The following is a 25,722-nucleotide window of genomic DNA, read 5'->3' on the forward strand; positions in this document are numbered from 1 at the left end:
CGAGCCTTGGCACGTCGAACGTGGGTTAAGGTGGGCTTCAGGCCGAGGTGGTAACATCTGATCCAGATGCCTTTGAACCTCTTTTTTGAACCGCTCTCCGCCAGTCGCCGTCGCCTAGCGATGTGTCCAAGCGTCGCGAGCGCATCATCATCCCGTTAAGTTGGTGACGAACATGAACGAAACTCCCACTGCGACTTACCGCGCCAAGACCAATTACACCGAGGACAAGGCTCGCGGCTATGCCAACCGCGACGCACGGCGCAACGTGCCGGAGTTGAAGCTGGTCGAGCGCGCCTTCCAGCTCATCCCCAGGCCGGCCACCGTCCTCGACGTACCCTGTGGCGGCGGCCGGGTGACCGTGCTGCTGAGCCAGCTCGGGTACGAGATGAGCGCGGCGGACTACTCGGAGCCGATGCGCCAAATCACCCGCGAGACCACCGCTGCGAAAGGGCTCAACGTTCCGGTGTTCGAGGAGGACATTGAGAGGCTTTCGCAGGCCGACGCGAGTTTCGATGCGATCGTCTGTTTCCGTTTTTTTCACCATCTCCCCAACGAGGAGTTGCGCCGCAAGGTCGTGGGCGAGCTCTGCCGGGTCGCGCGCAAGCATGTGGCGATGTCCTACTTCAACCCGAAAACGCTGCGTGCGCTGGAACAGAAGCTGCGCCGTTGGCGGGGCAAGAAGCTGTCCGTCTTCAACACGCCGCTGGCTGAGGTCATGGGCTACTTCAAGGCCAATGGTTTCAGGCTGGTGAAAAACTTTCCGCTCGACCTGACCAATAATCTTCACCTGGCGGTGTTTGAACGCGTATCGGGTTGAGTCGCCGCCACCCTGGGGTCAGCGTGCTCCGCAGCCAATACCTCCATTTTGCGCCGGGCTGGGAAGCCCGGCTACGTGCCGCCGGACTGGGCACGTTCGAACTGGCGTTCCTGTGCGAGCAGGGGACGGTCGTGCGCCGCAGCGGCAGCAGCGAGGTGAGGCGCGTCGAGGTTGAGGGCGCACGCCAGGTATTGTTCCTGAAGAAATCCTGGGTAACGCGCTGGGCGCAATTGCGTAGCCGCTTGTTTCGCGGGACGTTCTTCGGTGCTTCGCAGGTGCGGCGGGAGTTTGGCAATCTGGAGCGGCTGCACAAGTGGCAGCTCACCGAGGCAACGCCCGTGGCCTTCGGCGAGGAACGACGGGCCGGCTGGTTGTGGCGATCGTTCCTGATCACCACGGGCATCGCCGAACCAATGTCCATGGACGCGTTCATCCGGGACGTGCTGCCGAGCCTGCCTGGCGCCGAACGGTGGTCCGGCCGCGGCGAATTATTGCGCCAGGTGGCCCGGCTCACGCGCGTGCTGCATGCGCGACAGTTTACGCATGGTGATCTGTACTGGCGAAACCTGGTGATTGCGGACAACGAGCTGGCGCGGCTCTCGCTCATCGACATGCCGCGCGGCCGACAGCATCCGCGGGAATTGGGCGTCGCGGCGCGGGCGGCAGACCTCGCTGCGCTGGATGCGCCGGCACCGTGGTTCTTCCGGCGCAGCGAGCGGTTGCGCTTCCTGCTCGACTACCGGCAGACCCGACGGCTCGATGCCGACGGCAAGGAGCTGATCCGGCAGGTGCTCAAGCTGGCCGGACCGATGCGCCGCAAACAGCTCGCGCATGTACAGGACGATGCCCCGAGACACGCGGAAATGTGAAAACGCCGCTGGCGATCGCGACTGCCGCCAACGCCTGCCGCGTTGTTGGCACCGAGTCAGTCGAGCGTGCGCCGAAAGGTCTTCAGCCCAACGGCGAGCAGACGCCGATGGCAAGCGCCGGTCTCAGACTGAATTGCTGACGCTTTCATTCGCACTCGGTTTCTTTGTTCTATAATTCTACGTTTGCAGTTTCACCATTCGACCAGGTGATCCCACGCAGCGGGGATGAACTGGCGCCCACCCGAGAACGAGAAAAGGATGTACGGATGACGCCACGAATTGCATTCGCCATTGCTTTTGCTTTTACTTGTGGGGCGGCTTCGTCAGATGAAGCGACGAGCCTTGCCTCGATCAGCCAGGCACCACCCAGTGCCGGATTATCGCAGGCTGGTACCGCAGCTTGGCAACTGGACCCCGAAGGGGTCTTGCCGGTGATCGAGCTGCCCGCATCGAAGCCGCTTGCCGAGACCATCGATCTGACCGCTCAGCCAGAGGAAATCTTCCACCGTATGCGCCAGGGCTTTTCGATGCCCAACCTCAACAGCCCACTGGTCCTGCATCATCAGCAGTGGTATCTGAATCATCCCGAATCGCTGCGCCGCATGGTCGAGCGCAGCAGTCGTTACCTGCATCACATCGTCGAGGAACTCGACAAGCGTGGCATGCCAATGGAGCTTGCCCTGCTGCCGATGGTCGAGAGCGCCTACAATCCGACCGCCTACTCGCGTAGCCATGCTTCCGGCCTGTGGCAGTTCGTTCCGGCAACCGGCAGGCAATACAAGCTCGAACAGAACTGGTGGGTTGACGAACGCCGTGACATCGTTGCTTCGACCGCGGCGGCACTCGATTACCTGCAGTACATCTACGATCTGCACGGCGACTGGCATCTCGCGCTGGCCTCGTACAACTGGGGCGAAGGCGCCGTCGGCAAGGCGATCAACAAGAACCGCGCGAATGGTCTGCCGACCGACTATCTGAGCCTGACGATGCCCGAGGAAACACGGCATTACGTTCCCAAACTGCAGGCGCTGAAGAACGTTTTCAGCAACCCCAACATCCTTGCCAATCTCAATATCCGCGGCGTTCCCAACCGGCCCTATTTCACGACGGTCACCAAGACCGCCAACATCGACGTCAAGCTGGCGGCGCAGCTTGCCGAAATGCCGGTCAAGGAGTTTGTCGCGCTGAACCCGGCACACAATCGTCCGGTCATCAAGTCCGAGACGCCGATGGTGATCCCGGCCGACAAGGTCGACACCTTCATCAGCAATCTCGAGGCCCATGAAGAGAGCGAAAAGCCGCTTTCGTCCTGGCAGGCCTATACCCTGCGGGCAGGCGATAGGCTCGAAGAGGTCGCGCCGCGTTTCGGCATGACGGTCGCCAATCTCAAAGCGGTCAATGGCATCAATGGCAGGATCAGACTTGCCCCCGGACTGACCCTGCTGGTTGCCGGTCAGGAGGGCGCAGAGCCTGCCGACCTGGCCGGGCTGCCTGAACAACCCCAGGTGGCAGAACCACCGCGCCTCGCGCCGCCATCACCGCGCCTCGCACCGCCGGAACCCGCGCCAGTTGCAGTCACGCGCACGCATACGGTGCAGAAAGGCGAGACCCTGCTCAAGGTGGCGCAGCGTTACGACATGAGCGTGGCCGAACTGAAGCAGCTCAACAAACTGCGTGTTGACCAGGTGAACGCCGGCGTCAAACTGGCGGTGGCCGCGCCCGAGCACAATGGCAAACCGGCATCCGCGGGCGCGCCTCCCGTCCTGGCGGCAGTGGACGGCAAACGTGCCGAAACACGCGCCGAACCGACCCCACCTGCCGCGACCCGCAGCCATACCGTCGGCAAGGGAGAAACGCTGGCGCAGGTGGCAAGTCGTTACGACATGAGCGTGGCCGAGCTGAAGCAGCTCAACAAGCTGCGTGGCGACCAGGTGAACGCCGGCGTCAAACTGGCGGTGGCCGCACCCGAGCCGGTCAGCAAGGTCCCGGCAGGCAAGTCGCGAATCGAAGCCACCGAGATCGAGAGCCGGCATGGCAAGGCTGACAGCCGCCAGACGCTGGCCAAGGCCGAAGCCAGGACCGGGAAAAAGGCTGAAGATTCGTCAGACACTTCCCGGCCTGCCAGCAAGAAACAGGCCAGACAGGCCCAATACACGATCCGTCATGGCGACACCCTGGTTTCGATCGCCAGGCAATTCCGGGTCGAGAAGGATGATCTGTTGCGCTGGAACCGCATCCAGGGCCACGAGATAAAGCCTGGACAGACGCTGACCATCCAGCTCGTGCAGAACATGCTGTAAGTGACCCGTTTTCCGACAATACGCCGCCGTGAGGCGGCGTATTGCTTTGCGCGGAGCTATGAAGGGGACGCAGGCCGTAGGTTGGGCTGAGGTACGAAGCCCAACACCCTCGACGACGACCCCGCTTGCCGGCCGCTACGCCTGCTGGCACGATGATCGGACGGGGGCGGCCAGGGTGTTTCGCGCTGCCGCCCGCAGCCCAGGCGACGCACTGCGCGTCTTCGCTCGCCCGACACCCGGCCGCGTCCTGTCGCGGAAGAATGCAAAACGCCGCCGTGAGGCGGCGTTTTTTTTCGTGCACCTCGGCTATCGATACAGGTGACAGCGCACCGTATGCGTGGCCGACAGCGTGCTCGTCCCAGGATAGCGTTCGCGGCAGGTAGCGCTGGCCTGCCGGCAACGCGGATGGAAATGGCAGCCGTCTGGCGGATGGGCTGGCGAAGGGATTTCTCCCGGCAAGCGGATGAACTGCGGCTGCGCATCCAGGCGCGGACTCGGCACGGCGGACAACAGGGCGCGCGTGTAAGGGTGCTGCGGTGAACGCAGCACTTCATCGACCGTTCCCTGCTCGACGATACGGCCCAGGTACATCACCGCCACGGCGTGCGCCAGATGATCGACGACGGCGAAGTTGTGGGTGATGAACAGGTAGGCGAGCCCGAGATCGGCCTGCAAGTCGGCGAGCAGATTGAGAATCTGTGCCTGCACCGAAACGTCGAGCGCCGAGGTCGGCTCGTCGCAGATCACCAGATCGGGCTGTACCGCCAGCGCGCGGGCAATCGCGATACGCTGCCGCTGCCCGCCCGAAAACTCGTGCGGGTAACGCCCGGCGGCGGCTGGATCGAGGCCCACCTGTTGCAGGACGGTGGCGATTGCCGCCGCGCGTTCCAGCCGCTGCGGGTGGGTTCCCGGCATTGCCAGCGCGCGCATGCCCTCGCCGATGATCTCGCCGACGGCCATGCGTGGATTCAGCGAAGCGAAGGGGTCCTGGAAAATCATCTGCAGGCGTCGACGCAGTGGCCGCAGCTCGCGGCGCGACTGGCCGACGAGTTCCTGTCCCAGCAAGCGCACGCTGCCGCCGCTGCTCGGCAGCAGTTGCAGGATCGCCTTGCCGACCGTCGTCTTGCCACAACCGGATTCGCCGACCAGCGCCAGCGTACGGCCGCGCGCCAGTTCGAGCGAGACCCCGTCGACGGCGCGAACGTAGCCGACGGGGCGCTGCAGAATGCCGCGCCGGATCGGGAAATGGACGCACAAATCGGCGACCGAGAGCAGCGCGGGTGCGGCCAGGGTGGCGCTCGCGCGGGCGGTCGCCGCTGCGCTGCCGGTGCTGCGCGCGTGCCCCTGTGCGTCATCGAGGTGGCAGCGGACGCGATGATCCGGGCCCACCTCCCGCCACTGCGGTGCTTCCCGGCGGCACAGATCCCAGGCGTGCGCGCAGCGCGCGGCAAAACGGCAGCCGCCGGGCATGGCCGACAGTGGCGGCACCTGTCCAGGGATCGTTTCCAGGCGGCCGCCGCGCCGCGCCAGGTCGGGCAGGGCGGCGAACAGCTTTTGCGTATAGGGATGGCGTGGCGATGAAAAGAAGGCCGCGCGCGGCGCCTCTTCGACGATCTCGCCGGCGTACATGACGCCGACGCGGGTCGCCATCTGCGCGACGACGCCGAGGTCATGGGTGATCAGCAGCATCCCCATCGCCCGTTCGGCCTGCAAACGCCGCAGCAGTTCGAGAATCTGCGCCTGGATGGTGACGTCGAGCGCCGTCGTCGGTTCGTCGGCGATCAACAGGCGCGGCTGGCCGGCCAGCGCAAGCGCGATCATCACCCGCTGTTTCATGCCGCCCGAGAGCTGAAAGGGATATTCGCCGAGGCGGCGCTCGGGGTCGGCAATGCCGACCGCGGTCAGCAGTTCGAGCGAACTCGAGCGTATCGCCTGCCCGGCCAGCCCGAGGTGGCGTTCGAGCACCTCGGCCAACTGGCGACCGACGGTCAACACCGGATTGAGGCTGGTCGCCGGCTCCTGGAAGATCATCGCCATGCCGCCACCGCGCACGCCGCGCATGTCGGCTTCCGGCAGCCGCAGCAGGTCGCGGCCGGCGAATAAGACTTCGCCGCCGAGAATCCGCCCGGCCGCTGGCAGCAGCCGCAGCAGTGCCAGCGCCGTGGCCGACTTGCCGCAACCGGACTCGCCGAGCAGCGCCAGCGTCTCGCCGGCGGCAACCGCGAAGCCGATGCCATCGACCGCCGCCAGCAGAGATCGCCCGCTGGCGAAAGCAATCGAGAGATCGCGCACTTCAAGCAAGCGTTCTTCGTTCACGGTGGCTTCCTGACTCATGCCGATCCCGTCAGGCGGGGGTCGAAAGCGTCGCGCACGGCGTCGGCCAGCAGGTTGGCCGCGAGCACCAGCGTGAACATGAAAACGAATGCTGCCGCCAGCGACCACCACACCATCGGTTCGCGGGCCAGCTCCAGGCGGGCATTGTTGATCATCGTTCCGAAGCTGATCATCGTCGGATCGACGCCGATGCCGACGTAGGAGAGCACCGCTTCGGCGAGCACCAGGCTAGAAAAGTCCATCACCAGCGCGATGATCACGATGTGCATCAGGTTGGGGAGGATGTGGCGCGCGATGATGCGCAGGTCGGAAACACCAAAGGCCTGCGCCGCCTGGATATACTCGAGTTCGCGCAGCTTCAGCGTTTCGCCGCGCAGCAGCCGGCACAGGCCGGTCCAGCTGGTCACCCCGAGAATGAAGCAGAGTGCCAGCAGACGCAGGTCGGCGCGCTCGGCGGCGGTGGCGAACCATTGCGGATGCGTGTCGATCAGCACCTGCATCATCAGCACTGCGGCAGCGATCAGCAGCACGCCAGGAATCGAACTCAAGGTCGTGTAGAGGTATTGGATCAGGTCATCGACCCAGCCGCGGAAGTAGCCGGCGACGACGCCGAGGAAGATTGCCACCGGCAGCATCACCAGCGTCGTCACCAGGCCGATGACCAGCGCCGTGCGCACGCTCTTGAGCACCTGATAGAGCACGTCCTGACCCACCTTGTCGGTGCCGAAGACATGGTAATCGGTGGCCAGCATCGCCAGCGGCAGGCCGCACAGCAGCAATGCGGCGAGCGCGGCGAGCACCGCCTTGCAGGCCAGATCGCTCTCCTTGTGCCAGATGCGCCGCCATGCTTGCCGGTGCGAGCAGTTCTGGCGACGCGCCAGGAGTGCCGCGGTCGCTGCCGCCAGCGCCCACCAGACGAGCATGGCCATGCCGAGCGCGCGCAGGACGCGTTCAGCGACGTCGGCATCGCGGCGAGCCTCGTCGGCACCCAGATGCGCGCCGCCATGCTTGAGCCGCGGGTATTCGCGACTCTGCCGAAGCTGGCCGTCGGCATCGCGGACCTTGATCGACTCCTTGGCGTGCGCACGCGTCGCCAGAGGCTCCGAATAGGTTTTCTCGGTACGCGTACGCAGCGGCGTCAGGAGGAAGTCGAGCAGCGACAGCACTTCGACCGAATAGACCGCGGTTTTCTCGCTGCCGCTGCCGGCACCGCGACCGGCACCTTCCTCGAGGCGCGGCCGATAGTGCAGCGAATCGAGCAGGCCGATGCAGACGAAGACCAGCAACACCGTTGCCGACGCCATTCCTGACCGGCTCCGGCCGACCCGCCGCCAGGCGGCGCGCCATAGCGGATTACGCCGGGACAGCCAGCCGAGCACGCTCGCCGCCAGCACCAGCAGCCAGATCAGCCCATCCGACCAGAGTAGGACAGGGGCCATCAATGGAAGCGAATCCGCGGGTCGACGAGGGTGTAGGAGAGATCGGTGAGGATCAGTCCGACGATGTACAACACCGAGCCGATGAACACCATCGCGCGCACGACCGCGAAGTCCTGCGCGTTGATCGCGTCGATGGTGTAGCTGCCGAGGCCGGGGATGCCAAAGAACGATTCGGTGAGCAGCGAGCCCATGAACAGCAGTGGAATCACCACCACCACGCCGGTCAGGATCGGAATCAGGGCGTTCTGCAGGACATGCCGGAAGAGCACGGCCGCTTCGGCAAGCCCCTTGGCACGGGCGGTGCGGACATAGTCCTTGGCGATTTCCTCGAGGAAGATCGTGCGGTACCAGCGCGTCGAGGAACCGATGCCGGAAATGACGCCGATCAGCACCGGCAGGATCAGGAACTTCCAGGCATCGAGGCCGCCGCCATAACCCGAGATCGGTACCAGTCGCCAGATCTTGCTGACCAGATACTGGCCGCCGATGATGTAGAAGAGGCCCGAGATCGACATCATCGCGACGCACAGGACGACGCCCCAGAAATCGAGATAGCTGGCACGGAAGAAGGTCAGCAGCAAGGCAAACGAGACCGTCACCAGTAGGCCGAGAATGAAGGTCGGCAGGGCGATGGCCAGCGACGGGCCCATCCGCGAGACGATTTCCCGAGCAATGTCGCGACCGTCCTCGGCGCGCCCGAAATCGGCGGCGAACATGCGCGCCGACTTGGCGAAGAAGATGGTATCGGTGAACACCGCGCTGCCGGTCGCCGCCGGGTTGATGAACAGCGGCTTGTCGTAACCGCGCTCGGCTTTCCAGCGCTCGATGGTTTCCGGCGTCACGCGCTTGACGCCAAGCTGCATGCGTGCCATGTCGTCGGGCGTGTTGACCACGAAGAACAGCGCGAAGGTGATCAGGTTGACGCCGATCAGGATCGGCACCGCGTAGAGCAGACGGCGAATGAGATAGGCAAGCATGGTGATCGTGAAAGTGGCGGTAGCGGGTCGCTCATCAAGGGATTCATCCGCGCGCCGTACTGCGCTCGCGGCGGCGATAGCCGAGCGCCGCCGGCAGGAGCAGGGCCAGGAGCAGAACGGCGATTGCCGCCAGCGGCCAGAGTACCGGCCGATTCCATTCCTGCCGCAGGCGCTGCCGCTCGGCGACATCGATGCGCTGGTATTTCAGCGTATTGTGGCCGACCTCGGTCGGTTTGCGATTCTTCAGCCAGACATGGCTCAGCGTATAACTCGTCGGGTGAAAGCCGTAGATCCACGGTGCATCGTGCTGCAGCAGCGCCACTGCCTGGCGGATGATCGCCAGCCTCTCGACGCCGCGCGGTCCCTCGCTCTCGAGGTTCTTCATCTGTTCGAAGAGTTGGTCGAACGCCGGGTTGGCGTAGTTGGAAGCGTTCTCGCCGCCCTTGGCGACCTTGCCTTCGCGACTGGCGAGCAGGAACAGGAAGTTCTCGGGGTCCGGATAATCGGCGTTCCAGCCGAGGTAGTAGAGCTGCACCGCCCCTTTGCGGACCTTCTCCTGGAAGCGGTTGAAATCGGTCGAGCGAACCACGAGCTGAATGTCGAGCTTGGCGAACTGGCGCGTCAGCCAGTCGAGTCGCGACTTGTCGCCCATGCCGCCACCCGTGGTGTCGAGATTCAGCACCAGCGGCTCGCCGGTGCTGGCCTGGCGACCATTCGGCCAGCCCGCTTCGGCGAGCAGTTTCTTCGCCACGTCGATGGGTTTGCGCCGCGCCTGCCTGTCGATCCAGTCGTAGACCACCGGGTTGATGCCCGCTTCCCCCTCGACATGACCGAAGATTCCCGGCGGCAGCGGGCCATTCGCGGCAATACCCCGACCGTTCATGAAAATCGAAATGAACTCTTCCTGATCGATGGCGATCGACAGCGCCTGACGCAGCTTGGTCTGCGCTTCTGCCAGGCCACCGACGACCGGGTCGAGCATGTTGAAACCCATGTAGAAGATCGAAGCGCGCACGCTGGTCAGCAGGCGAATCCCCTTGCAGCGCATCTCGTCACTCAATTGCACGTCGCCACCGACGCCGAGCCGAACTGCCTGGTCGAAGCTGTCGGAGGAAATCCCCGAAGCGTCGTAATAGCCCTGCAGGAACTTGCTCCAGTAGGGAATGCTCTCCTTTTCGCGCGAGAAGACCGCCTGGTCGATGAACGGCAGCATCTTGCCGCAGTCGGCCAGCAGTCCGTCGGCCTGGTCTTCGGGGTCGCCCAGGCAGGGATAGGTCTCGCCGTGGAAGTTCGGGTTGCGTTCGAGGACCATGCGGCTGTTCGGATTGTTCTGCGTCAGCATGAACGGGCCGGTGCCGACCGGATACCAGTCGAGCGTCAGATTCTTCGCGGCCATGCCGGGCTGGTGGTAGAAACGGTCGACCTCGCGCGGCACCGGCGCGAAGAAGGGCATCGCCAGCCAGTACACGAACTGTGGGTACTTGCCGCGCAGGGTGATGCGGTAGGTATGGCGGTCGACCCGTGTGACGCCGCTGAGCGCAAAGCGGTCGAGGTCGATCCAGGCGTCGGGTGGCAGTGTCCTGGCTTCTGCCTGCAGCGCGTCGCCGAGTTCGCGCAGGCCGACGATGCGCTCGGCCATCATCCCGAAGATCGGCGAATGCAGGCGCGGATGCGCCAGGCGTTTGATCTCGTAGATGTAATCATCGGCGACCAGCTCGCGGCTGGCGGTGGCGCGGAAATCGGCAATCTTCTCGATACCGCGCAGTTGTTCGCGGTCGAGATTCCGATACAAGGGCTGGCCGGTGGCATCGCTGGCAAAGGCCGGATGCGGTTGATAGCGGATGCCGGGGCGAAGGCGAATCTCGTAAACACTGTGCGCAATGGCTTCGGCCGGCGCGCTGGCCGGCAGTTCGCGACCGCGATCGTCGTAATAACGCGGTGTCGGCACGGCATCGCTGGTCAGGGGAATCAGCGTGTACGGTCGCTTCAGGTAATGGTATTGCAGCGGCGGCTCGTAGATCTGCGCGGTGAAGGTGATTTCGTCCTCGGTGTAGGATTGTACCGGGTCGAGATGCTTGGGCCGCTCGGTGAATGCCGAGTAGAGGATGTTCTGGCCGCGTTCGGCGCGCGGATAGGGGTCGTTCTGCTCGCTGCCACAGGCCGTGAGCAGGAGCAGCAGCGACAGAGCGGTGAAGCGGAAAAAGGGCATGGGCCGAAGTGTAGCGCGAAGTGGGCGGTTCTGTTGCCGAACCGATGGCCACAGGCCATGCCGAGGATGCAATTGCCCATGCCGTGCGCGATGACGGATACCGGCATGCCGGGGCCGAGACGGCTGAGCTGGTCGAGCAGGTCGGCCATCTGCTGCCAGGCGTGGCGTGCGTCCTCCTCGTCACGGACGTAGGTAGGCCAGCAGTTCACCATTCTTTTTTTTGAGCGGCGCGAGCTTTGCCGAGCGATTCGCCGGACAGACGAATACGCCGTCAGGAGGCCTCGAAGTTCTCAGCAGGACTCCGACTGCATCGCTGTCACTCGCCGTCAGCGCCACGAATCAGAACCTGAACGTCTTCATCAACGCCGGGAGTCAAGTCCTCACCGGACTGGGTCCCTCCGGTTTCCAGGACTTCGACGCGATCGGTGAAGGGTCATTCGCCATCCTCTTCTCTACCGATCAATCGGAGTTCGGTTTTCAGCTGGTCGGCGGAAACGGAGGGTCGGCAACCATCGACTTCTTCCTCCGCGACGGATTGCTGATCGACCACCTCGTCGTCGGCGGACTGGCTGACGCGTTTTACGGTTTCAGCCGCGAGGGCGGCACTTTTGATATCGCGGGCATTTCGATCTTCAATGATGACGCCGCAGGCATTGGTTTTGACAACCTGAAGCTGAAGCACGACGTGAAATCCGAGGGAACCGTCCCCGAGCCGGGTACGGTGCTGCTGGTTGGCGCTGCGCTTGCTTCGCTCGCCGGTCGCCGGCGCTTCTTCCCGAGCTGAACTCCATCGGGCGGTCTGCCGTTCTGGCGATCGCGCACAACATCGCGACACCATTTGCGCGTCGCGATGTCTTTCGTCGATGGTTCGCGGCGCAGCGCATCGCCGGAAGCCTGGCGAGCGGCCGCAGACGAAGCACGTGCGGGCAAAGCGCCGAACTGCCGGCGCGCTCGGCAAGCCGTTGAACACCCCACTCGCCACCAACTCCTTTGCCAGATCGACCGGGCAGCCACCGATGGGGCATACGCGATCGCGGGGAACGCGATCGAATGCACGATCTGAATCCCGCCCAGCTCAGTGCCTGTGGTCATCCGCCCGGCCGGGTGGATGACCACAGGCATGAGTCCTCCCACGACGGGCGATGAGCACTCTTCTTGCTTCAGTCTGGGCCATTGCGCATGGCTGCTACTTCCATCCAGCACCTACCAGGCAACGCGCTGATCGGATGCGTACTCAGGCGCGGACTGAGCCTGGCAGTCGTCCTCGCCCAGGGTTTCGCCCTGCATCTCCCAGAGCGGGAGCGCACGGGCTTTCATCAGCCGTGGCGGCGAGGCCGGTTCGCCCAGATGGGTCAGGATTTCGTAGACGGCACCGGCGTCGGTGATGAAGGCGATGATTCGCCTCTCGCCGCCGCGTGCTCAGACGAGCGGAAAGACCTCATCGATCCGCGCGAGCAGCAGTGTCCAGGCGAAACGGGCGGCGTGACAGAGGATCGCTTCCGCTTCCCCAGGTGTCGAGCTGCGTGCAGGCGAACAGCGCCGCGAGGTTCTGCACGCGGTGAACTCGAGTTCCACGAAGAGGATTTCGAGTTCTGCCCCGCCTGCAGATCCGTCACCGATCCATTGATGGCCGCTTGCATGCCGCCCACGGGCGGCGTGCTTTTCTCGCGGTTAGCGGTTGATCAGCAGCGGAGCTGGCGAGAAGTCGATGCGCCGGGTTTCGACGATACGTTGCTGGTCGAGCTTGCCCTCGACGATCTCGTAGCCCATCAGCGCGAAGATCCGGCCCCGCAGGAAGAGCGGACGCGAATTCCCTTACCAGTCCACACACGAGGCGCGGCAACCATCGTTGCGCTCCTTGCCCGCCGGGCGCGCGTCCAGCCTTCCTAGGTCACCAAGCGACAGCGCATGGTTGCGCAGAAACAGGACGCCGGCCGATTCACGGCGCAATTGGTCGGCCGCCGCGTCGCCGCCGCCAATGATCGGCAACCCGAGCAGGCCATCGAATTCGCTCTCCGGTTGGTAGAAGAAGCCGTGGCTGCGCGTCTCTCCCTGCGCCGAGTTCTTCTGCGTATAACGGTCCACCGTCACCGGCAGTCGCGCCAGACGCACGCTGGTGAAGTGCAGATCCTTGCCGTCGCTGCCGACGACCAGCGCATGCTTGCCCAGTGCTTCGACGTGATCGACGGAATGCGGCAGCGGCAGGCTGTAGACCTCGCCCTGCGCGTAGCGCACGACATGGACTGGTGAGTCCTTCTTGTCCTTTCGTTACTTGCTAGGTCCGTAAACGAGCATGCACAGTGTTCGGGGTTAGGCCAGCCTTGCCAGGTCAGCGATTTTCGAGTCGCCCGTAATCGAGCAAGCCGGCGCGGATCGGCTCGCGTTGCAGGTGCTCGTCCTGCAATGCGTCGCTGATCGGCCAGAAATCGGGGTGCGTTCGCCGCACGGCAAAGCGATCGGCGAGCGCGCGATAGTCGGTTTCGCCGGCAAGCCCGGCGATCGCTTGCGTCAGTGCGGGAACCCGGCTGCGTTCGACGCGATAGATCGCGTTCGGGTAGGCGCCGATGAATCCGGAGACGACGGTCAGGCTGTTCTCGGCCGGCAACAGGTTGCGTCCTTCCCGCAAGAGACTGGTGACGTTGCTGTGTCCCGTATTGCGCAACAAGGTGAAGTAGGCCGGCACTCGTGCCGGCTGGTCGATTCGCAGGATCACCACTTCCGGTAGCCACGACAGCGCGGGTCCGCGCAATGCTGCCAAGGTGCCGAGGTCGCGACGCAGATCCACATCGGCCATGCCGGTCAGTTCATGGCGACGATCGAGCACCGGTGCCATGTGTTTGCGCAGCATGGCATACAACTCGGGTAGCGGGTCGTCGCTCAGGTACGGAATCGCGCTGTCGACGTCAAGACGCGCCAAGCTGCCGTAGACATGGTTCTTGACGTCCTCGTCGGCACCACGGTACCAATAGTCGCGTACTTCCCGCCGCCGGTCGAGAGGCAGCAAGGCAAGAAAATTGAATTCGCCTTCCATGCGCATGAAATCCATATACAAGCGCGACAAAAATTGATGACCGATGTTGCCGTAAACGTCGAAACCGGCGACCAGCAGGTAATGAATGCGCTCGAGCAAAGGATAGCCGATCAACCAGGCCGTCTTCGGTGGCTCACCGAGCAAGCCCTTGACCACGGATGCGCTATCGAAGTGGCGAAAGACGGTCAGCGCCGCGTTCGGGTTGACGCCTTCTCCTTTCCAGATCCAGTCGAGATCGGGTCGATTATCGTCAAGCGCGTAACGCGTCAGCACAGCCGACTTCTCCTGAAGGTACTTCTCCTCGAGCTGGGCATACCGGCGCCACGGGCCGATGATCCTGGCGTTACTGCCCTCCTCTGAGGGCAGGCGCAGAAACTGGGCCTGACGATCGAGAAACTCGTCGCGCGCTTGAGCCACGCCATGGTTGGCGACAAAAAAGACCCAGAAGCGGTCCTGGATCACGTCGAGCGCGACCTGCCCACGGCACACGGGCCCTTTGATGAATCCCATGATCGTGAACTCGGCTTCGTCGAGCAGGAACTGATAACGCGCTCTGACCGGCAGCGCGCGGAAAGTCGTGAACGGATTCGACGCCGCGTCCGGATCGTAGCCGGGAAGTTCATCGACCGCGTAGTCAGGCTTGAAGAAGAGTTCGCGCCAGCGCAGCAGGCGCTTCGCTCCCAGTGCATAGGGCATGTGCGTCTTGTCGACGACCGTTTCCCTTTCCCGCACGAAGCGGTAGTACACGCGGTCGACGCCCGGATCATCGTACGGCCTTCGGCTTGCGATCAGGTCTACCGCTACCCCCGGCGGCGTGCGCGAGCGAACCAACTGGAAGTAATGACGCTGCGCATCGTTGTCGAAAAAGAGATGGGCGAGGAAGAGATGCTCATAGAGGTAGCGACTGACCAGGCGCTGTTTGAGCGAATCGCCATTCAGGAAACGCTCCCATTGATCTAGCTGTTCCTCGACCTGCTTGGGCAACGGTGGCATTCCTTCGAACGGTGCTCCCGCTTCCAGCCAGCGAGTCACCATGCTCATCTCGGCCGTGGTCAGTCCGGGCAACCCGAACGGCATTCCCCAGAAGGGGTTCTCGCGTTCGAAGGCGTCGAGCTCCTCGATCCGCGGACAGGATTCGGCGCGATCGAGCGAGAAGTCGAAGCTTGGCGGCAAGATACTGCCTGCTGGCAAGGGATGCTGCGCTTTTAACCGTAGCAGGCGATAAAGGACGCTCGCCGCCAGATTCGCACTGGCGTCGCGTTCATTGAGCACCGCCGAAAAACCCAGGTTGCGCCACTGCGACGCCGTCTGCGCATCGGCGAACAGCCGGGTCGGTTGCGCCTCCCGCAAACGCGTGGCGTAGACCCGGTCCTTGCTGCTGCCGCGGGCAATCCCCTCCCAGGAAGTCAGTTTCTGCTGGCAAGGCGCGTCGTAGCAGGCGTGGCAAACGACGCAACGGCGCTCGAGGATAGGTTGAACGTCACGCCGAAAAGCCAGTCCAGGCAACGGTGCGCGCATCGCGTCAAAGCGCTTCGGATCGGCCGGACCGTATTGTTCGTCCAGGGCATGGCGGGAAAGCAGGCTACAGCCGCTGACCAGAATGACCCACGCGAGCGCAAGGATGTGGTGATTTTTCACGCAAATTCCCTCTCAAGGCGGCGACGCCAACGATCACCGTCCTTCCCGACGGCAATGCTTCCGGTCGCCGGGACGGATTATCCTGCGAACGACGGACAGTGCGGCGGCATTCATTCATTGGAACAGGGCATGATGTTCTTCACGATCCTCTATCAGATCGATGACACGGCTTCATGGTCTGCGCCTCGATGGACGTGATGGCACGCGAAACGCATGCGTGGCGATTGATCCGTCGTGTTCACGAACATGAAGACCTCGACGAGATCGTCTGCTTCATAGAACGGCAAGGGTTGCTGTATCCGGCCTGAAGGGCTCCGACTTTAGCATCGCCTGAGGTCGCGGCGGCGCAGGGCGGTTGTCGCGGTCCCCGGTGGAGGTCGGGGATACCCATGCAGTCGTGCCGGTGACCAGCGGTCCTGTACTCACATTTCCATGTATTTTTCAGGGTCTTGAATCGTTTGACCGCATCGGGCGATTGCGGAATACTCACTGTTTTTCGACAACGCGAACGACAACCGTTCGCGTTGGTCCAAGCACTCAGCGACCGACGCCCGTCGTGTCGTGCCAACTCGGGGAGCCTAGGCAGAGTCACGAATGGATGCGGCGGCAACGGAAATTCTGATCATCGACGATGACGAGGCGATTCGCCACCTGCTCGCGCTGCACCTGCGCGGCCAGGGCTATGCGACGGCGACCGCGAGCGACGGTCTTGCCGGCGTCGAGCGTTGTGCCGCCCAGCGCCCGGCGTTGGTTCTGTGCGACCTGCGTATGCCCGGTCTCGACGGCCTCGGGGTCATCGAGGCATTGCATGCCGACTATCCGGGACTTCCGGCCATCGTCGTCTCGGGCACCGGCGACCTCGGCGATGCGATCCAGGCGCTGAAGCTCGGTGCCTGGGACTTCATCACCAAGCCGATCGAGGATTTTGCTGTCCTCGACCATGCCGTGGGCCGGGCGCTCGAACGGGCGAGGTTGATCAAAGAGAACCTCGCCTACCGCGAGCACCTCGAGGCCGCTAACGCCAAGCTGGCGGAGACGCTGCGCCGGATCGAGGAAGACGAAGAGGCCGGACGACGGATCCAGTTTACTCTGCTGCCCGACGACCGGGCCGCCTTCGGCGGCTACGAGTGCAGCCGCTTCCTCGCGACATCTGCCATCCTCGGTGGCGACTTCGTCGATTATTTCGCGATCGATTCCGGACGCATCGGCATCTACATCGCCGATGTCTCGGGCCACAGCGTTCCCTCGGCGGTGGTGACCGTGCTGCTCAAGAGCTATGTGGGCCGCTACCTGGAGAGCTTCCGCCAGTATGCCGACCCGACGATCCTCGACCCGGCGGCGCTGCTCGCGGCGCTCAACCGGCAGATCTTCGAGGGGCGCCACGGCAAGTACCTGACGATGTTTTATGGCGTGGTCAATCTTTCGAGCGGCCGTTTTGATTTTGCCAATGGCGGGCATTTTCCGTTCCCGCTGCTTTGTGACGGAAAAACGGTCAGCGAGATCGGCGGCCGCAGCCGGCCGGTCGGGATGTTCACCGATGCGAGCTACGTCAACGAGCAGATCGATCTTCCCGATCGTTTCGCCCTGCGATTTTTTTCCGACGGCGTCCTCGATGTCATGGACGCAGCGGACCTGAGCGGTCGCAAGACGGCCTTGCGCGAGCTTGCGGGCGACATCGACGCTGACGCCGCCGAACTGGCGCGCCGGCTCTGCATCGACGGCGATCGGCAATTGCCGGACGATGCCACCGTACTGTCATTGAGGAGATGCCTGCACCGTGTCTGATGACGGAAATGTATGCTTCGCGCGCCAGGGCGGTACCTGGATCTTGCGGTTCCAGGGGGATATCCGGTACACGATGGCGCACGCTGTCGACGTCTTCATTGACGACATGTTCGCACACGGCAATCCCCTGCGCATCTGTGCCGATCTCAACGCCACGACGAGTATCGACAGCACGGGCATCGGTTTGATCGCCAAGCTGTCGAACGGCATGCGGGTTGTCGGTCGCGAAATGCCCATCGTCTTCTCGGCGAACGCCGACGTGGTCGAGACGCTGCGCAATGTCTGCCTGGACGAGGTCTGCACGATCGTCGCCAGCGCACCGGAAGTGGTCGCCGAAAACGAGATTCCCGCAACGACCCCCGACGAGCGCGAGCTTGCCCGAACGATCGTCTCGGCGCACTGCATGCTCTGCGATCTCTGTGAAAATAATCGTGCCGAATTCAGCGGCGTGATCGAAGCCTTTCAGCGCGAAGTCGATCGAACCTGAGCGGCGGTCGCGTGAATACTCCTCCCGAGCCCTGCGTGGCGTCCGTCATGTCGCGACTGTCCCCGGAGGGATCAGCACCGGGACCCGCGCCGGAGACCGCATCCTGGGCGAGCGCACTGATCGATGCCGCGCCAGACGCGATCGTCGTCATCGATGGCGCCGGCCGCATCGTCCTTGTCAATGCGCAGGCCGAGCGCTTGTTCGGATACTCGCGTGGCGAACTCGTCGGGCAGGTGATCGAGGTGCTGGTGCCGGACCGCCTGCGCTCCGGGCACGTCGGGCGTCGGCAGGCGTTCGGCGAGCACCCGACGGCGCGCCCGATGGGCGTCTCGCTCGACCTCAGCGCACGCTGCCGCGACGGTCGCGAGGTGCCGGTCGAGATCAGCCTGAGCCCGCTCAGCACGCCGGGCGGCATGCTGTTCTCCGCGGCGATCCGCGACATCACCGAGCGCCGGCGGACCCAGGAAGCGTTGCGTCAGGCGCGAGACGAACTGGAGTTGCGCGTCCACGAGCGGACCGCCGAACTCGAGCAGACCAACCGTGTGCTTCACCAGGAGATGGCAGACCGCGAGCAGGCCGAAGGTGCGCTGCGCCAGGCCCAGAAGATGGAGGCCGTCGGGCAGCTGACCGGCGGCATCGCGCACGACTTCAACAACCTCCTCACCGTCGTCATCGGCAGCCTGCAGATCCTGGCCCGCCATGTCGCGAAGGACCCATTCGCGACAGAACTGGCCGGGGCCGCCCTGAAGGCGGCGCGGCGTGGTAGCGAACTCAACCGCACCCTGCTCGCGTTTTCGAGGAAGCAGCGGCTGGCCCCGGTGGCCGTCGACTGCAACGAAATGATTGCCCACCTGACCGGCATGCTGCGTCGCGTGCTCGGCGAGCATGTGTCGATCGGCGTCGCGCCCGCGGCGGACCTGCCGCGCGCGATCGCCGATGCCGGCCAGCTCGAGACCGCGCTGCTCAACCTTGCCGTCAACGCGCGCGACGCGATGCCCGACGGCGGCACCCTGACGCTGGAAACTGCCGCCGTGACGCTCGACGCCCACTATGCGGCGAACGAGGTCGATGTCAAACCCGGACGCTATGTGATGCTCGCCGTGTCGGATACCGGCTGCGGCATGACGCCCGAGGTCGTCGCGCGCGCCTGCGAGCCGTTCTTCACGACCAAGGAGGTCGGCAAGGGCAGCGGCCTCGGCCTCGCGATGGTCTATGGCTTCGTCAAGCAATCGGGTGGGCACGTGAAGATCTACAGCGAACCAGGCTTCGGCACGACGATCAAGCTCTTCCTGCCCGAGGTCGTCGCCACCACGTCGATCGGCGAGGCGGAACCGGCCACGGCGGATGAGTTGCCGATCCGCGGCGGCGACGAGACCTTGCTCGTCGTCGAAGACGAGGAGGACGTCCGGCAGCTGGCCTGCCGCGTCCTCGGCGGGCTTGGCTACCGCATCCTGCAGGCCTGCGATGGGCGCGACGCCATGGTCCTGATCGAGTCCGACGCGACGATCGACCTTTTGTTCACCGACGTCGTCCTGCCCGGCGGCATGAACGGCCCGGAGATCGCCCGCCGCGCCCGCCTGCGGCGTCCGGGCCTCAAGGTGATGTACACGTCGGGCTATACCGGCAACGCGATCCAGCAACTCGACGCCACGCTGACGCCGGTGCACCTGATCACCAAGCCGTACGCGATCGACGAGATGACGCGCGCAGTGCGCGCGCTGCTCGACGCCGATTGAATCGGGCGCGCGCGATCGGTCGCCCGCCGAACGTCAGGCCTTCGGCACCACCGTTCCCGGAGCAACGCAGAGCGCCTGGTTGAGGGCGATGACCGCCTTCTTGTAGTCGCCGCGCTCGATCACGAACTGCATGTTCACCTGGCGCAAGGTCTGCGATATGCAATTGACATTGACGCCGGCTTCCGCCATCGCCTGCGCGGCGCGCGCCAAAACGCCCGGGATACCGATGTTGGAGCCGATCGCGCAGACGATGGCGCTCTTCTTCACCGTGACGACCTGGTAGCGCGCCTCGAGCTCTTCGACCAGTTCCGTGGTCACCGAACTGTCCCAGACCAGGTGGGCGATCGAGTTGGCGTTGGTGGCCTTCAGGATGTAGCTGATCTCGTGCTTGCAGAAGATCTCCATCAGGCCGTAATCGAAGCCGACGGTGCCGACCATCGAGGGGTCGTGGATCTCGACCAGCGTCACCTTGTCGGTGCCGGTGACCATCTCGACGCGGGCGCGCTGGCCGACGTAGTCCTTGGTGATCAGCGTGCCGGGATGCTCGGGCTCGAAGGTGTTCTTCAGGCGGATCGGGATGCCGGCCAGTTCCATCGGCTTGGCGGCCTTCGGGTGGATCGCCTCCATGCCGACGTCGGCCAGCTGGTCGGCGACGTCGTAGTTGGTGGCGCCGACGATGACCGCGTTCTCGAGGCCGACCAGGTTGGGGTCGGCCGAGGAGAGGTGGAACTCCTTGTGGATCACTGCCTCGGCCGGGCGCACCTCGACCGCGATCTTGCTGAAGGTGACCTCGGAATAGCCGCGGTCGAACTCGCGCATGATGCCTTCCACGCCCTTGGTGTAGCCCGTGGCGACGATCACGTTGTTGGCGAGGTCGAGGCCAAGGAAGCTCTTCTGGATACGCTCGTCGATCGTCCATGCGTAGTCGTCGTCGAAGCCGGCGAGGTCGAGCAGGATGGCCTTGACGTCGTTCGCCTTGAGGATCTCGACGGCGTTGAAGGCGCTATGCGATTCGCCGATCGAGGCGAGTACCTCGCGCGCCGCGAGCAGCACGTCCTTGCGGCTGATGTAGCCGCTGGCGAGTACGTGGTGCATCGCCTCGAGGTATTTCTTGGCCTGCGCGATGCGTTCGTCGACGAAGGCGTCGGCGATAGCCAGCGGCAGCCCGAGGTCGGCGAAGCCGGCGTTCAGCTTCTTCAGGCTGGCCGCGAGGCCGCCCAGCGCCTGGTGGTAGTCGGCACCCTCGGCGAACAGCGCGTAGATGCCGCGCTCGCCGGTCTTCTTGTGTTCTAGCAGCTGGTTGGTTACGCCCGAGTAGGCGGAAACGACGTAGATGCGGCCGTAGATGCGATCCTTGTCGTACAGCATGATGTGGCGAAGCACGTCGCCGAAGGCGGACATCGAGGTGCCGCCGATCTTTTCGACAGAAATTTGAGCTTGCGGGGAGCTGGTCATGGCGTTGATTCCGGAAATTGCAGTGGCAGGGGTGGAAAACCCGCTAGCGTACCGGATTGACGAGTGTTTCTGTCGGGATTTCGACAAACAATCAGCCCATTGGGCACTCGACGGACGATTTTTCGCCCTACCGAGATCAATTGCTGGCGATTGGGAAGATTCACCCGCTCACAAATGCGTCCATGGGGTTTCGGCTCTCCATCCGGTGGATCGAACCGCCGACAGGGGTCATTCGTTGGCCCTGGGAAGGGCTGGTGCCACACCGTCGTCGGCCGTTCACCCCAGGTCGCCGGGAATGTCGATATCGCGCAAGATGCCCGCGTCGTCGACCGCAAGCAGCCGCAGGTACTCGGGGTGCGCCTTCAGGATGCGCCCGGCACCGGCATCGCCTTGCAGGGTCGATAGCGCGTCGCGCCAGCCGGTCATGAAACCCACCGGGTGCCCGCGCACGCTCCCCAGCGCCGGCGCGACGATAGCCTGGGCATGGCCGGTCCGGGCCGCATCGCGCAGCGCGTCGGCCACCTGCCGCACGGTCGCCGGGGCGATGAAGGGCATGTCGGCAAGGGCGACGATCCAGCCGGCCGCATCGGCACTGGCACGGACGCCAGCGGCGAGGCTGTGGCCCATGCCGAGCGTCGAAACCGCGCTGGTCACAACGCGCAGGCCTTCGCCGGCCAGGCGTTTGGCAAGCGCGGTCTGGTCGGGGCGCAAGACCGCGATCGAATCGGGGCAGGCGGCGCGCAGCACGCGGGCAGCGCCGACGGCGACCGGCGTGCCGTCGGCAAGCGGATACATCAGCTTGTCGGTCCCGAAGCGCCGGCCGTAGCCGGCAGCGAGCAGGAGGCCGACGAAGCGGGCCCGGGCAGGGTCAGCCGGCAAGGCTGGCCGCGCAGACGCCGCTCGTGAGGGGCACCTCGGTGCCGCTGCGGACCAGGGTCACGCCACGGATCACCGCGGTCATTTCGGCGAGGATGGCGACCGCAATTTCGGGCGGCGTGCGGCTGCCGATCGGCAGACCGACCGGGCCGTGCAGGCCAGCGAGTTCTTCCCCGCTGAGGTCGAAATAGCGCGCCAGCCGCTCGCGCCGCCGCGCGTTGTTGATCCGCGAGCCGATGGCGCCGACGTAGAAGGCCGGCGACTTCAGCGCTTCGAGCAGGGCCATGTCGTCGAGCTTGGGGTCGTGCGTCAGCGCGACGACGGCGCTGTGCGGGTCGAGGCCCATCGCGCGCACCACGTCGTCGGGCATCTCGCGCGACAGGGTGGTGCCGGCGACGCGCCACTCGTCGGCGTATTCCTCGCGCGGGTCGCAGACGGTGACTTCGTAGTCCATCAGCAGCGCCATCGAAGCCAGGAAGTACGAGATCTGTCCGGCGCCGATGATCAGCAGGCGGCGGCGCGGACCGTGCAGCGTGCAGAGGCGGGTGCCGTTCCAGGTCAGCGCGTCGCCGCGGGCGCCGTCGTCGATGGCCGTGTGGCCGGAGGCCAGGTCCACGGTGCGCCGCACGAGGCGGCCGGCAGCGATACGGTCGGCCATGTCGATCAGTTGCGCGACATCGGGGCGTGCCTCGATGACCAGTTCGAGCGTGCCGCCGCAGGGCAGGCCGAAGCGCGCCGATTCCTCGGGCGTCCCGCCGTAAGCGACCTTGGTCGGCGCCGGCCCGCCGAGGCGGCCGGCGCGGATGCGTTCGATCAGGTCGGCCTCGACGCAGCCGCCGGAGACCGAACCCTGGACGAGGCCGTCGTCGCGCAGCGCCAGCCAGGCGCCGGGCGCGCGCGGCGCCGAGCCCCAGGTGCGCGCCAGCGTGACCAGCGCGAAGGTATGGCCCGCCGCCGACCAGCGGCGTACGGCATCGAGGACCTGCAGATCCTGGCTGTCCACGGCGTCAGGCCTTGAGGTCGTCGGCACTGAAGGGCAGGCGCGTCGGAACCTTGCCGGTCGCCGCGGCGATCGCGTTGGCGACTGCCGGGGCTAGCGGCGGCACGCCGGGTTCGCCGATGCCGGTGGGCTTTTCGGCCGAGGGCACGATATGGACTTCGACCTTCGGCATCTCGGCAATGCGCAGCACCGGATAGGCGTCGAAATTGCCGGGGACGACCTGGCCGTCCTTGAGTTCGATCTCGCCGTGCAGCGCCGCCGAGAGCGCGAAGCCGACCGCGCCTTCGACCTGCGCGCGCACGTTGTCGGGGTTGATCGCGATGCCGCAGTCGACGGCGCAGACGACACGGTCGACCTTCAGCTTGCCTTCGGCATCGACGGTGACCTCGGCCACCTGCGCCACGTAGCTGTTGAAGGATTCATGCACGGCCACGCCGCGGCCGCGCCGGGTGCCCGGCGCGCCGGCGGCGAGCGGCTTGCCCCAGCCGGCCTTCTCGGCGGCGAGCTTGAGCACGCCGCGGTGCCGCGGGTGTTTGTCGAGCAGGTCCATGCGCATCGCGACCGGGTCCTTGCCGGCGGCGCGCGCCACCTGGTCGAGGAAGACCTCGGTCGAGTAGGCGGTATGCGAGGAGCCGACCGAGCGCCACCACAGCACGGGCACCTGGATGTCGTCCGGCGTGTGCAGGTCGACGGTCATGTTGGGGATCGCGTAGGGCAGGTTGGCGGCGCCCTCGACCGAGACGGCGTCGATGCCGTTCTTGACCATCATCGATTCGAAGGGCGAGCCCTTGAGGATCGATTGCCCGACTAGGCGGTGCCGCCAGCCGGTGAGCCTGCCTTCGGCATCGAGCGCGGCTTCGAGCGCGTGGTGGAAGAGCGGCCGGTAGTAGCCGGCGCGCATGTCATCCTCGCGCGTCCACACCAGCTTGACCGGCGCCTTCGTGCCGCTGGCCTTGACGATCTGCGCGGCCTCGACGACGTAGTCCGATTTGGTGTTGGCTCGGCGGCCGAAGCTGCCGCCGGCGTAGAGCATGTGGATCGTCACCTGCTCGGGCTTGAAGCCGAACACGACAGCCAGCGCGTACTGGTCGCCGGTGTGCAGCTGCTCGCCGTTCCAGACTTCGCAGCCGGTCTCGGTGCGGGCGACGACGCAGTTCATCGGCTCCATCGCGGCGTGCGCGAGGTAGGGGAAGTCGTAGCTTGCCGAAAGCTTCTTCGCGGCCTTGGCGAACGCGGCGTCGGTGTCGCCGGCCTGGTGGGCGACGAGGCCGGGTCTCTTCGCCATCTCCTTGTAGCGGGCGAGGATCTCCTCGCTGCCCAGGCGGAAGGCGTTCGTGTCGTTCCATTCGACCGTGAGCGTGTCGCGCGCCTTCTTGGCGGTCCAGGTGTCGAGCGCCAGGACGGCGACGCCGGAGGGGATCTCGACGACGTCGACGACGCCCTTGATCGCCTTCGCACGCGTCGCGTCGAAGCGCTGCACCTTGGCGCCGAAGCGCGGCGGGTGGGCGACCATCGCGACCAGCATGCCGTGCATCTGCATGTCCTGGGTGAACATCGCGCGGCCGGTGGTCTTGTCGGCCGAGTCCTTGCGCGGCGCGTGCTTGCCGACCAGCCGGAAGTCCTTCGGATCCTTGAGCGTCACGCCGGTCGGCACCGCCTCCTTGGCGGCATCGGCGACCAGTTCGCCGAAGCGCTCCTTGCGCTTCGATGCGGCGTGCATGACGACGCCGTCCTTCACGGTGATCTCGGCGGCCGGCACCTTCCATTTCTTTGCGGCGGCCTGGACCAGCATCGCGCGGCCGGCGGCGCCGGCATTGCGCAGCTGTTCCCAGGAATTGGCCATCGCCGTGCTGCCGCCGGTTCCCTGCGCCGGACCCCAGAACAGGTTGTTATAGCGCTTGGCGTCTGCCGGCGCGCCTTCGATGCGTACCTTCGCCCAGTCGGCGTCGAGTTCCTCGGCGACGATAGTCGCGAGGCCCGTATAGGTGCCCTGGCCCATCTCGAGGTGCTTCGAGATCACGGTCACCGTGTCGTCGGCGCCGATGCGCAGGAAGGCGTTGGGTTCGAAGGGGGGGGCGGCTGCGCCACCCGTGGCGGCCAGCTTGCCGGCTCCGGCGGGGGCGGCGAGGGTGGCAGAGGCGGGCAGGCAGAAGGCGAGCGTAAGTCCGGTGACGCCCTGCACGAACTGGCGGCGGCTGGCGTTCTCGATGGCGGGCGGGGCGTTCGTGGCGTGGGTTGCGGGATCGGCTGCGGCGAGGGGTGTGGCGATTGTCGTGTCCATGGCGCGGCTCCTAGGCGAGGGACTTGGCGGCTTCGTGGATGGCGGCGCGGATGCGCTGATAGGTGGCGCAGCGACAGAGGTTGCCGCCCATCGCTTCGTCGATGTCGGCGTCGGTCGGCTTGCGCTTGGTGCTGAGCAGCGCCACGGCGCTCATGATCTGTCCCGATTGGCAGTAGCCGCACTGCACGACATCGAGCTTCTGCCAGGCCGCCTGCACGGCCTTGCCAACCTTGGTCTGGTCGGCCGATTCGATGGTGGTGATCGCGCGGCCCGCGACCATCGAGACCGGGATCGCGCAGGAACGCTGCGGCGCGCCGTCCACATGCACGGTGCAGGCGCCGCAGCCGTACTTGGTGCCGGTGAGGTGGAGGTGGTCGCGTAGCACCCAGAGCAGCGGGGTATCGGGCGAGGCATCGACGGAGAGCTTCTTGCCGTTGACGGTGAGGGAGATCATGCAGGGCTCCTTTCTTTGGCCGGGGCGGGCGGGT

General features: G+C 65.2%; 19 protein-coding genes. 7 read left to right on the forward strand and 12 right to left on the reverse strand.

The genetic code is table 11. The annotated features are described in order from the left end of the window. Nucleotides 1-172: 172 nt before the first annotated feature. The 3 genes from AW06_RS11340 (at nt 173) to AW06_RS20460 (ending at nt 3,986) form a co-directional block, all read left to right on the forward strand. On the forward strand, nt 173-817 hold the full coding sequence (locus AW06_RS11340) for a class I SAM-dependent methyltransferase (protein ID WP_034949942.1): 645 nt from the start codon (nt 173-175) through the stop codon (nt 815-817). A gap of 23 nt (nt 818-840) precedes the next feature. Next, the gene (locus AW06_RS11345) at nt 841-1,686 is read left to right on the forward strand and encodes a lipopolysaccharide kinase InaA family protein (RefSeq protein ID WP_034949945.1); all 846 of its coding nucleotides are present in this window, start codon (nt 841-843) and stop codon (nt 1,684-1,686) included. Between the two features lie 266 nt (nt 1,687-1,952). Then, entirely contained in the window at nt 1,953-3,986 is a 2,034-nt protein-coding gene (locus tag AW06_RS20460) for a LysM peptidoglycan-binding domain-containing protein (protein WP_273704616.1), read from the forward strand. A gap of 306 nt (nt 3,987-4,292) precedes the next feature. On the opposite strand, the gene AW06_RS11355 is transcribed toward AW06_RS20460, so the two are convergent. Genes AW06_RS11355 through AW06_RS11370 form a run of 4 tightly spaced genes read right to left on the reverse strand, consistent with a single transcriptional unit; the run spans nt 4,293 to nt 10,945 of the window. Then, nucleotides 4,293-6,278 (reverse strand): dipeptide ABC transporter ATP-binding protein, encoded by a 1,986-nt coding sequence (locus AW06_RS11355; protein ID WP_246148461.1) that lies wholly within the window; start codon nt 6,276-6,278, stop codon nt 4,293-4,295. 38 nt (nt 6,279-6,316) lie between these two features. Continuing rightward, nucleotides 6,317-7,759: an ABC transporter permease gene (locus tag AW06_RS11360; RefSeq protein WP_034949949.1), complete on the reverse strand. Its 1,443-nt coding sequence runs from the start codon at nt 7,757-7,759 to the stop codon at nt 6,317-6,319. Further along, nucleotides 7,759-8,736, reverse strand: coding sequence for an ABC transporter permease (locus AW06_RS11365; RefSeq protein WP_034949951.1), 978 nt, complete (start codon nt 8,734-8,736; stop codon nt 7,759-7,761). Before AW06_RS11365 ends, AW06_RS11360 begins: the two co-directional genes overlap by 1 nt. A 43-nt stretch (nt 8,737-8,779) precedes the next feature. Continuing rightward, nucleotides 8,780-10,945, reverse strand: a complete 2,166-nt coding sequence (locus AW06_RS11370; protein ID WP_034949953.1) for an ABC transporter substrate-binding protein — start codon at nt 10,943-10,945, stop codon at nt 8,780-8,782. 220 nt (nt 10,946-11,165) lie between these two features. On the opposite strand from AW06_RS11370, the gene AW06_RS20465 reads away from it, so the two are divergent. Beyond that, nucleotides 11,166-11,729 carry a PEP-CTERM sorting domain-containing protein gene (locus AW06_RS20465; protein ID WP_273704618.1) on the forward strand — a complete coding sequence of 188 codons (564 nt, stop codon included), beginning with the start codon at nt 11,166-11,168 and terminating at the stop codon, nt 11,727-11,729. A 635-nt stretch (nt 11,730-12,364) separates the two neighbouring features. Here the strand turns inward: AW06_RS20465 and AW06_RS20470 are convergent. From AW06_RS20470 to AW06_RS11395, 3 genes are all read right to left on the reverse strand, one after another. Next, on the reverse strand, nt 12,365-12,520 hold the full coding sequence (locus AW06_RS20470; RefSeq protein ID WP_171047249.1) for a hypothetical protein: 156 nt from the start codon (nt 12,518-12,520) through the stop codon (nt 12,365-12,367). A gap of 240 nt (nt 12,521-12,760) precedes the next feature. Beyond that, a complete protein-coding gene (locus AW06_RS11390) occupies nt 12,761-13,180 on the reverse strand; it encodes a hypothetical protein (protein WP_034949963.1) in 420 nt (139 codons plus the stop codon). A gap of 94 nt (nt 13,181-13,274) precedes the next feature. Further along, complete coding sequence (locus AW06_RS11395; RefSeq protein ID WP_273704619.1) at nt 13,275-15,614, reverse strand: fatty acid cis/trans isomerase; 2,340 nt, start codon at nt 15,612-15,614, stop codon at nt 13,275-13,277. Nucleotides 15,615-16,208: 594 nt separating this feature from the next. Here AW06_RS11395 and AW06_RS11400 point away from each other — a divergent pair. The 3 genes from AW06_RS11400 to AW06_RS11410 are packed head-to-tail and all read left to right on the forward strand — an operon-like array spanning nt 16,209 to nt 19,622. Then, a complete protein-coding gene (locus AW06_RS11400; protein ID WP_034949966.1) occupies nt 16,209-17,399 on the forward strand; it encodes a SpoIIE family protein phosphatase in 1,191 nt (396 codons plus the stop codon). Next, entirely contained in the window at nt 17,392-17,886 is a 495-nt protein-coding gene (locus tag AW06_RS11405; protein WP_046535012.1) for an STAS domain-containing protein, read from the forward strand. The genes AW06_RS11400 and AW06_RS11405 overlap by 8 nt, the downstream gene beginning before the upstream one ends. 47 nt (nt 17,887-17,933) lie before the next feature. After that, complete coding sequence (locus AW06_RS11410; RefSeq protein ID WP_138677711.1) at nt 17,934-19,622, forward strand: PAS domain-containing hybrid sensor histidine kinase/response regulator; 1,689 nt, start codon at nt 17,934-17,936, stop codon at nt 19,620-19,622. A 33-nt stretch (nt 19,623-19,655) separates the two neighbouring features. On the opposite strand, the gene AW06_RS11415 is transcribed toward AW06_RS11410, so the two are convergent. From AW06_RS11415 to AW06_RS11435, 5 genes are all read right to left on the reverse strand, one after another. Next, the gene (locus AW06_RS11415) at nt 19,656-21,077 is read right to left on the reverse strand and encodes an aspartate kinase (RefSeq protein WP_034949969.1); all 1,422 of its coding nucleotides are present in this window, start codon (nt 21,075-21,077) and stop codon (nt 19,656-19,658) included. A gap of 276 nt (nt 21,078-21,353) precedes the next feature. Then, the gene (locus AW06_RS11420; RefSeq protein WP_034949971.1) at nt 21,354-21,956 is read right to left on the reverse strand and encodes a nucleotidyltransferase family protein; all 603 of its coding nucleotides are present in this window, start codon (nt 21,954-21,956) and stop codon (nt 21,354-21,356) included. After that, nucleotides 21,946-22,956 (reverse strand): XdhC family protein, encoded by a 1,011-nt coding sequence (locus AW06_RS11425; RefSeq protein ID WP_034949974.1) that lies wholly within the window; start codon nt 22,954-22,956, stop codon nt 21,946-21,948. The genes AW06_RS11420 and AW06_RS11425 overlap by 11 nt, the downstream gene beginning before the upstream one ends. A gap of 4 nt (nt 22,957-22,960) precedes the next feature. Beyond that, complete coding sequence (locus AW06_RS11430) at nt 22,961-25,234, reverse strand: xanthine dehydrogenase family protein molybdopterin-binding subunit (protein WP_273704620.1); 2,274 nt, start codon at nt 25,232-25,234, stop codon at nt 22,961-22,963. Between the two features lie 10 nt (nt 25,235-25,244). After that, nucleotides 25,245-25,688: a (2Fe-2S)-binding protein gene (locus AW06_RS11435; RefSeq protein WP_034949977.1), complete on the reverse strand. Its 444-nt coding sequence runs from the start codon at nt 25,686-25,688 to the stop codon at nt 25,245-25,247. Nucleotides 25,689-25,722 lie beyond the last annotated feature (34 nt).

This window comes from Candidatus Accumulibacter cognatus, from assembly GCF_000584975.1.
GTDB lineage: Bacteria > Pseudomonadota > Gammaproteobacteria > Burkholderiales > Rhodocyclaceae > Accumulibacter > Accumulibacter cognatus.

What these genes read in the sequence shown, in the direction of transcription:
- AW06_RS11415 (WP_034949969.1), bottom strand. Translation starts at nt 21,077, where the DNA reads ATGACCAGCTCCCCGCAAGCTCAAATTTCTGTCGAAAAGATCGGCGGC.
- AW06_RS11340 (WP_034949942.1), top strand. Translation starts at nt 173, where the DNA reads ATGAACGAAACTCCCACTGCGACTTACCGCGCCAAGACCAATTACACC.
- AW06_RS11360 (WP_034949949.1), bottom strand. Translation starts at nt 7,759, where the DNA reads ATGGCCCCTGTCCTACTCTGGTCGGATGGGCTGATCTGGCTGCTGGTG.
- AW06_RS11400 (WP_034949966.1), top strand. Translation starts at nt 16,209, where the DNA reads ATGGATGCGGCGGCAACGGAAATTCTGATCATCGACGATGACGAGGCG.
- AW06_RS11370 (WP_034949953.1), bottom strand. Translation starts at nt 10,945, where the DNA reads ATGCCCTTTTTCCGCTTCACCGCTCTGTCGCTGCTGCTCCTGCTCACG.
- AW06_RS11435 (WP_034949977.1), bottom strand. Translation starts at nt 25,688, where the DNA reads ATGATCTCCCTCACCGTCAACGGCAAGAAGCTCTCCGTCGATGCCTCG.
- AW06_RS20460 (WP_273704616.1), top strand. Translation starts at nt 1,953, where the DNA reads ATGACGCCACGAATTGCATTCGCCATTGCTTTTGCTTTTACTTGTGGG.
- AW06_RS11365 (WP_034949951.1), bottom strand. Translation starts at nt 8,736, where the DNA reads ATGCTTGCCTATCTCATTCGCCGTCTGCTCTACGCGGTGCCGATCCTG.
- AW06_RS11410 (WP_138677711.1), top strand. Translation starts at nt 17,934, where the DNA reads ATGTCGCGACTGTCCCCGGAGGGATCAGCACCGGGACCCGCGCCGGAG.
- AW06_RS11430 (WP_273704620.1), bottom strand. Translation starts at nt 25,234, where the DNA reads ATGGACACGACAATCGCCACACCCCTCGCCGCAGCCGATCCCGCAACC.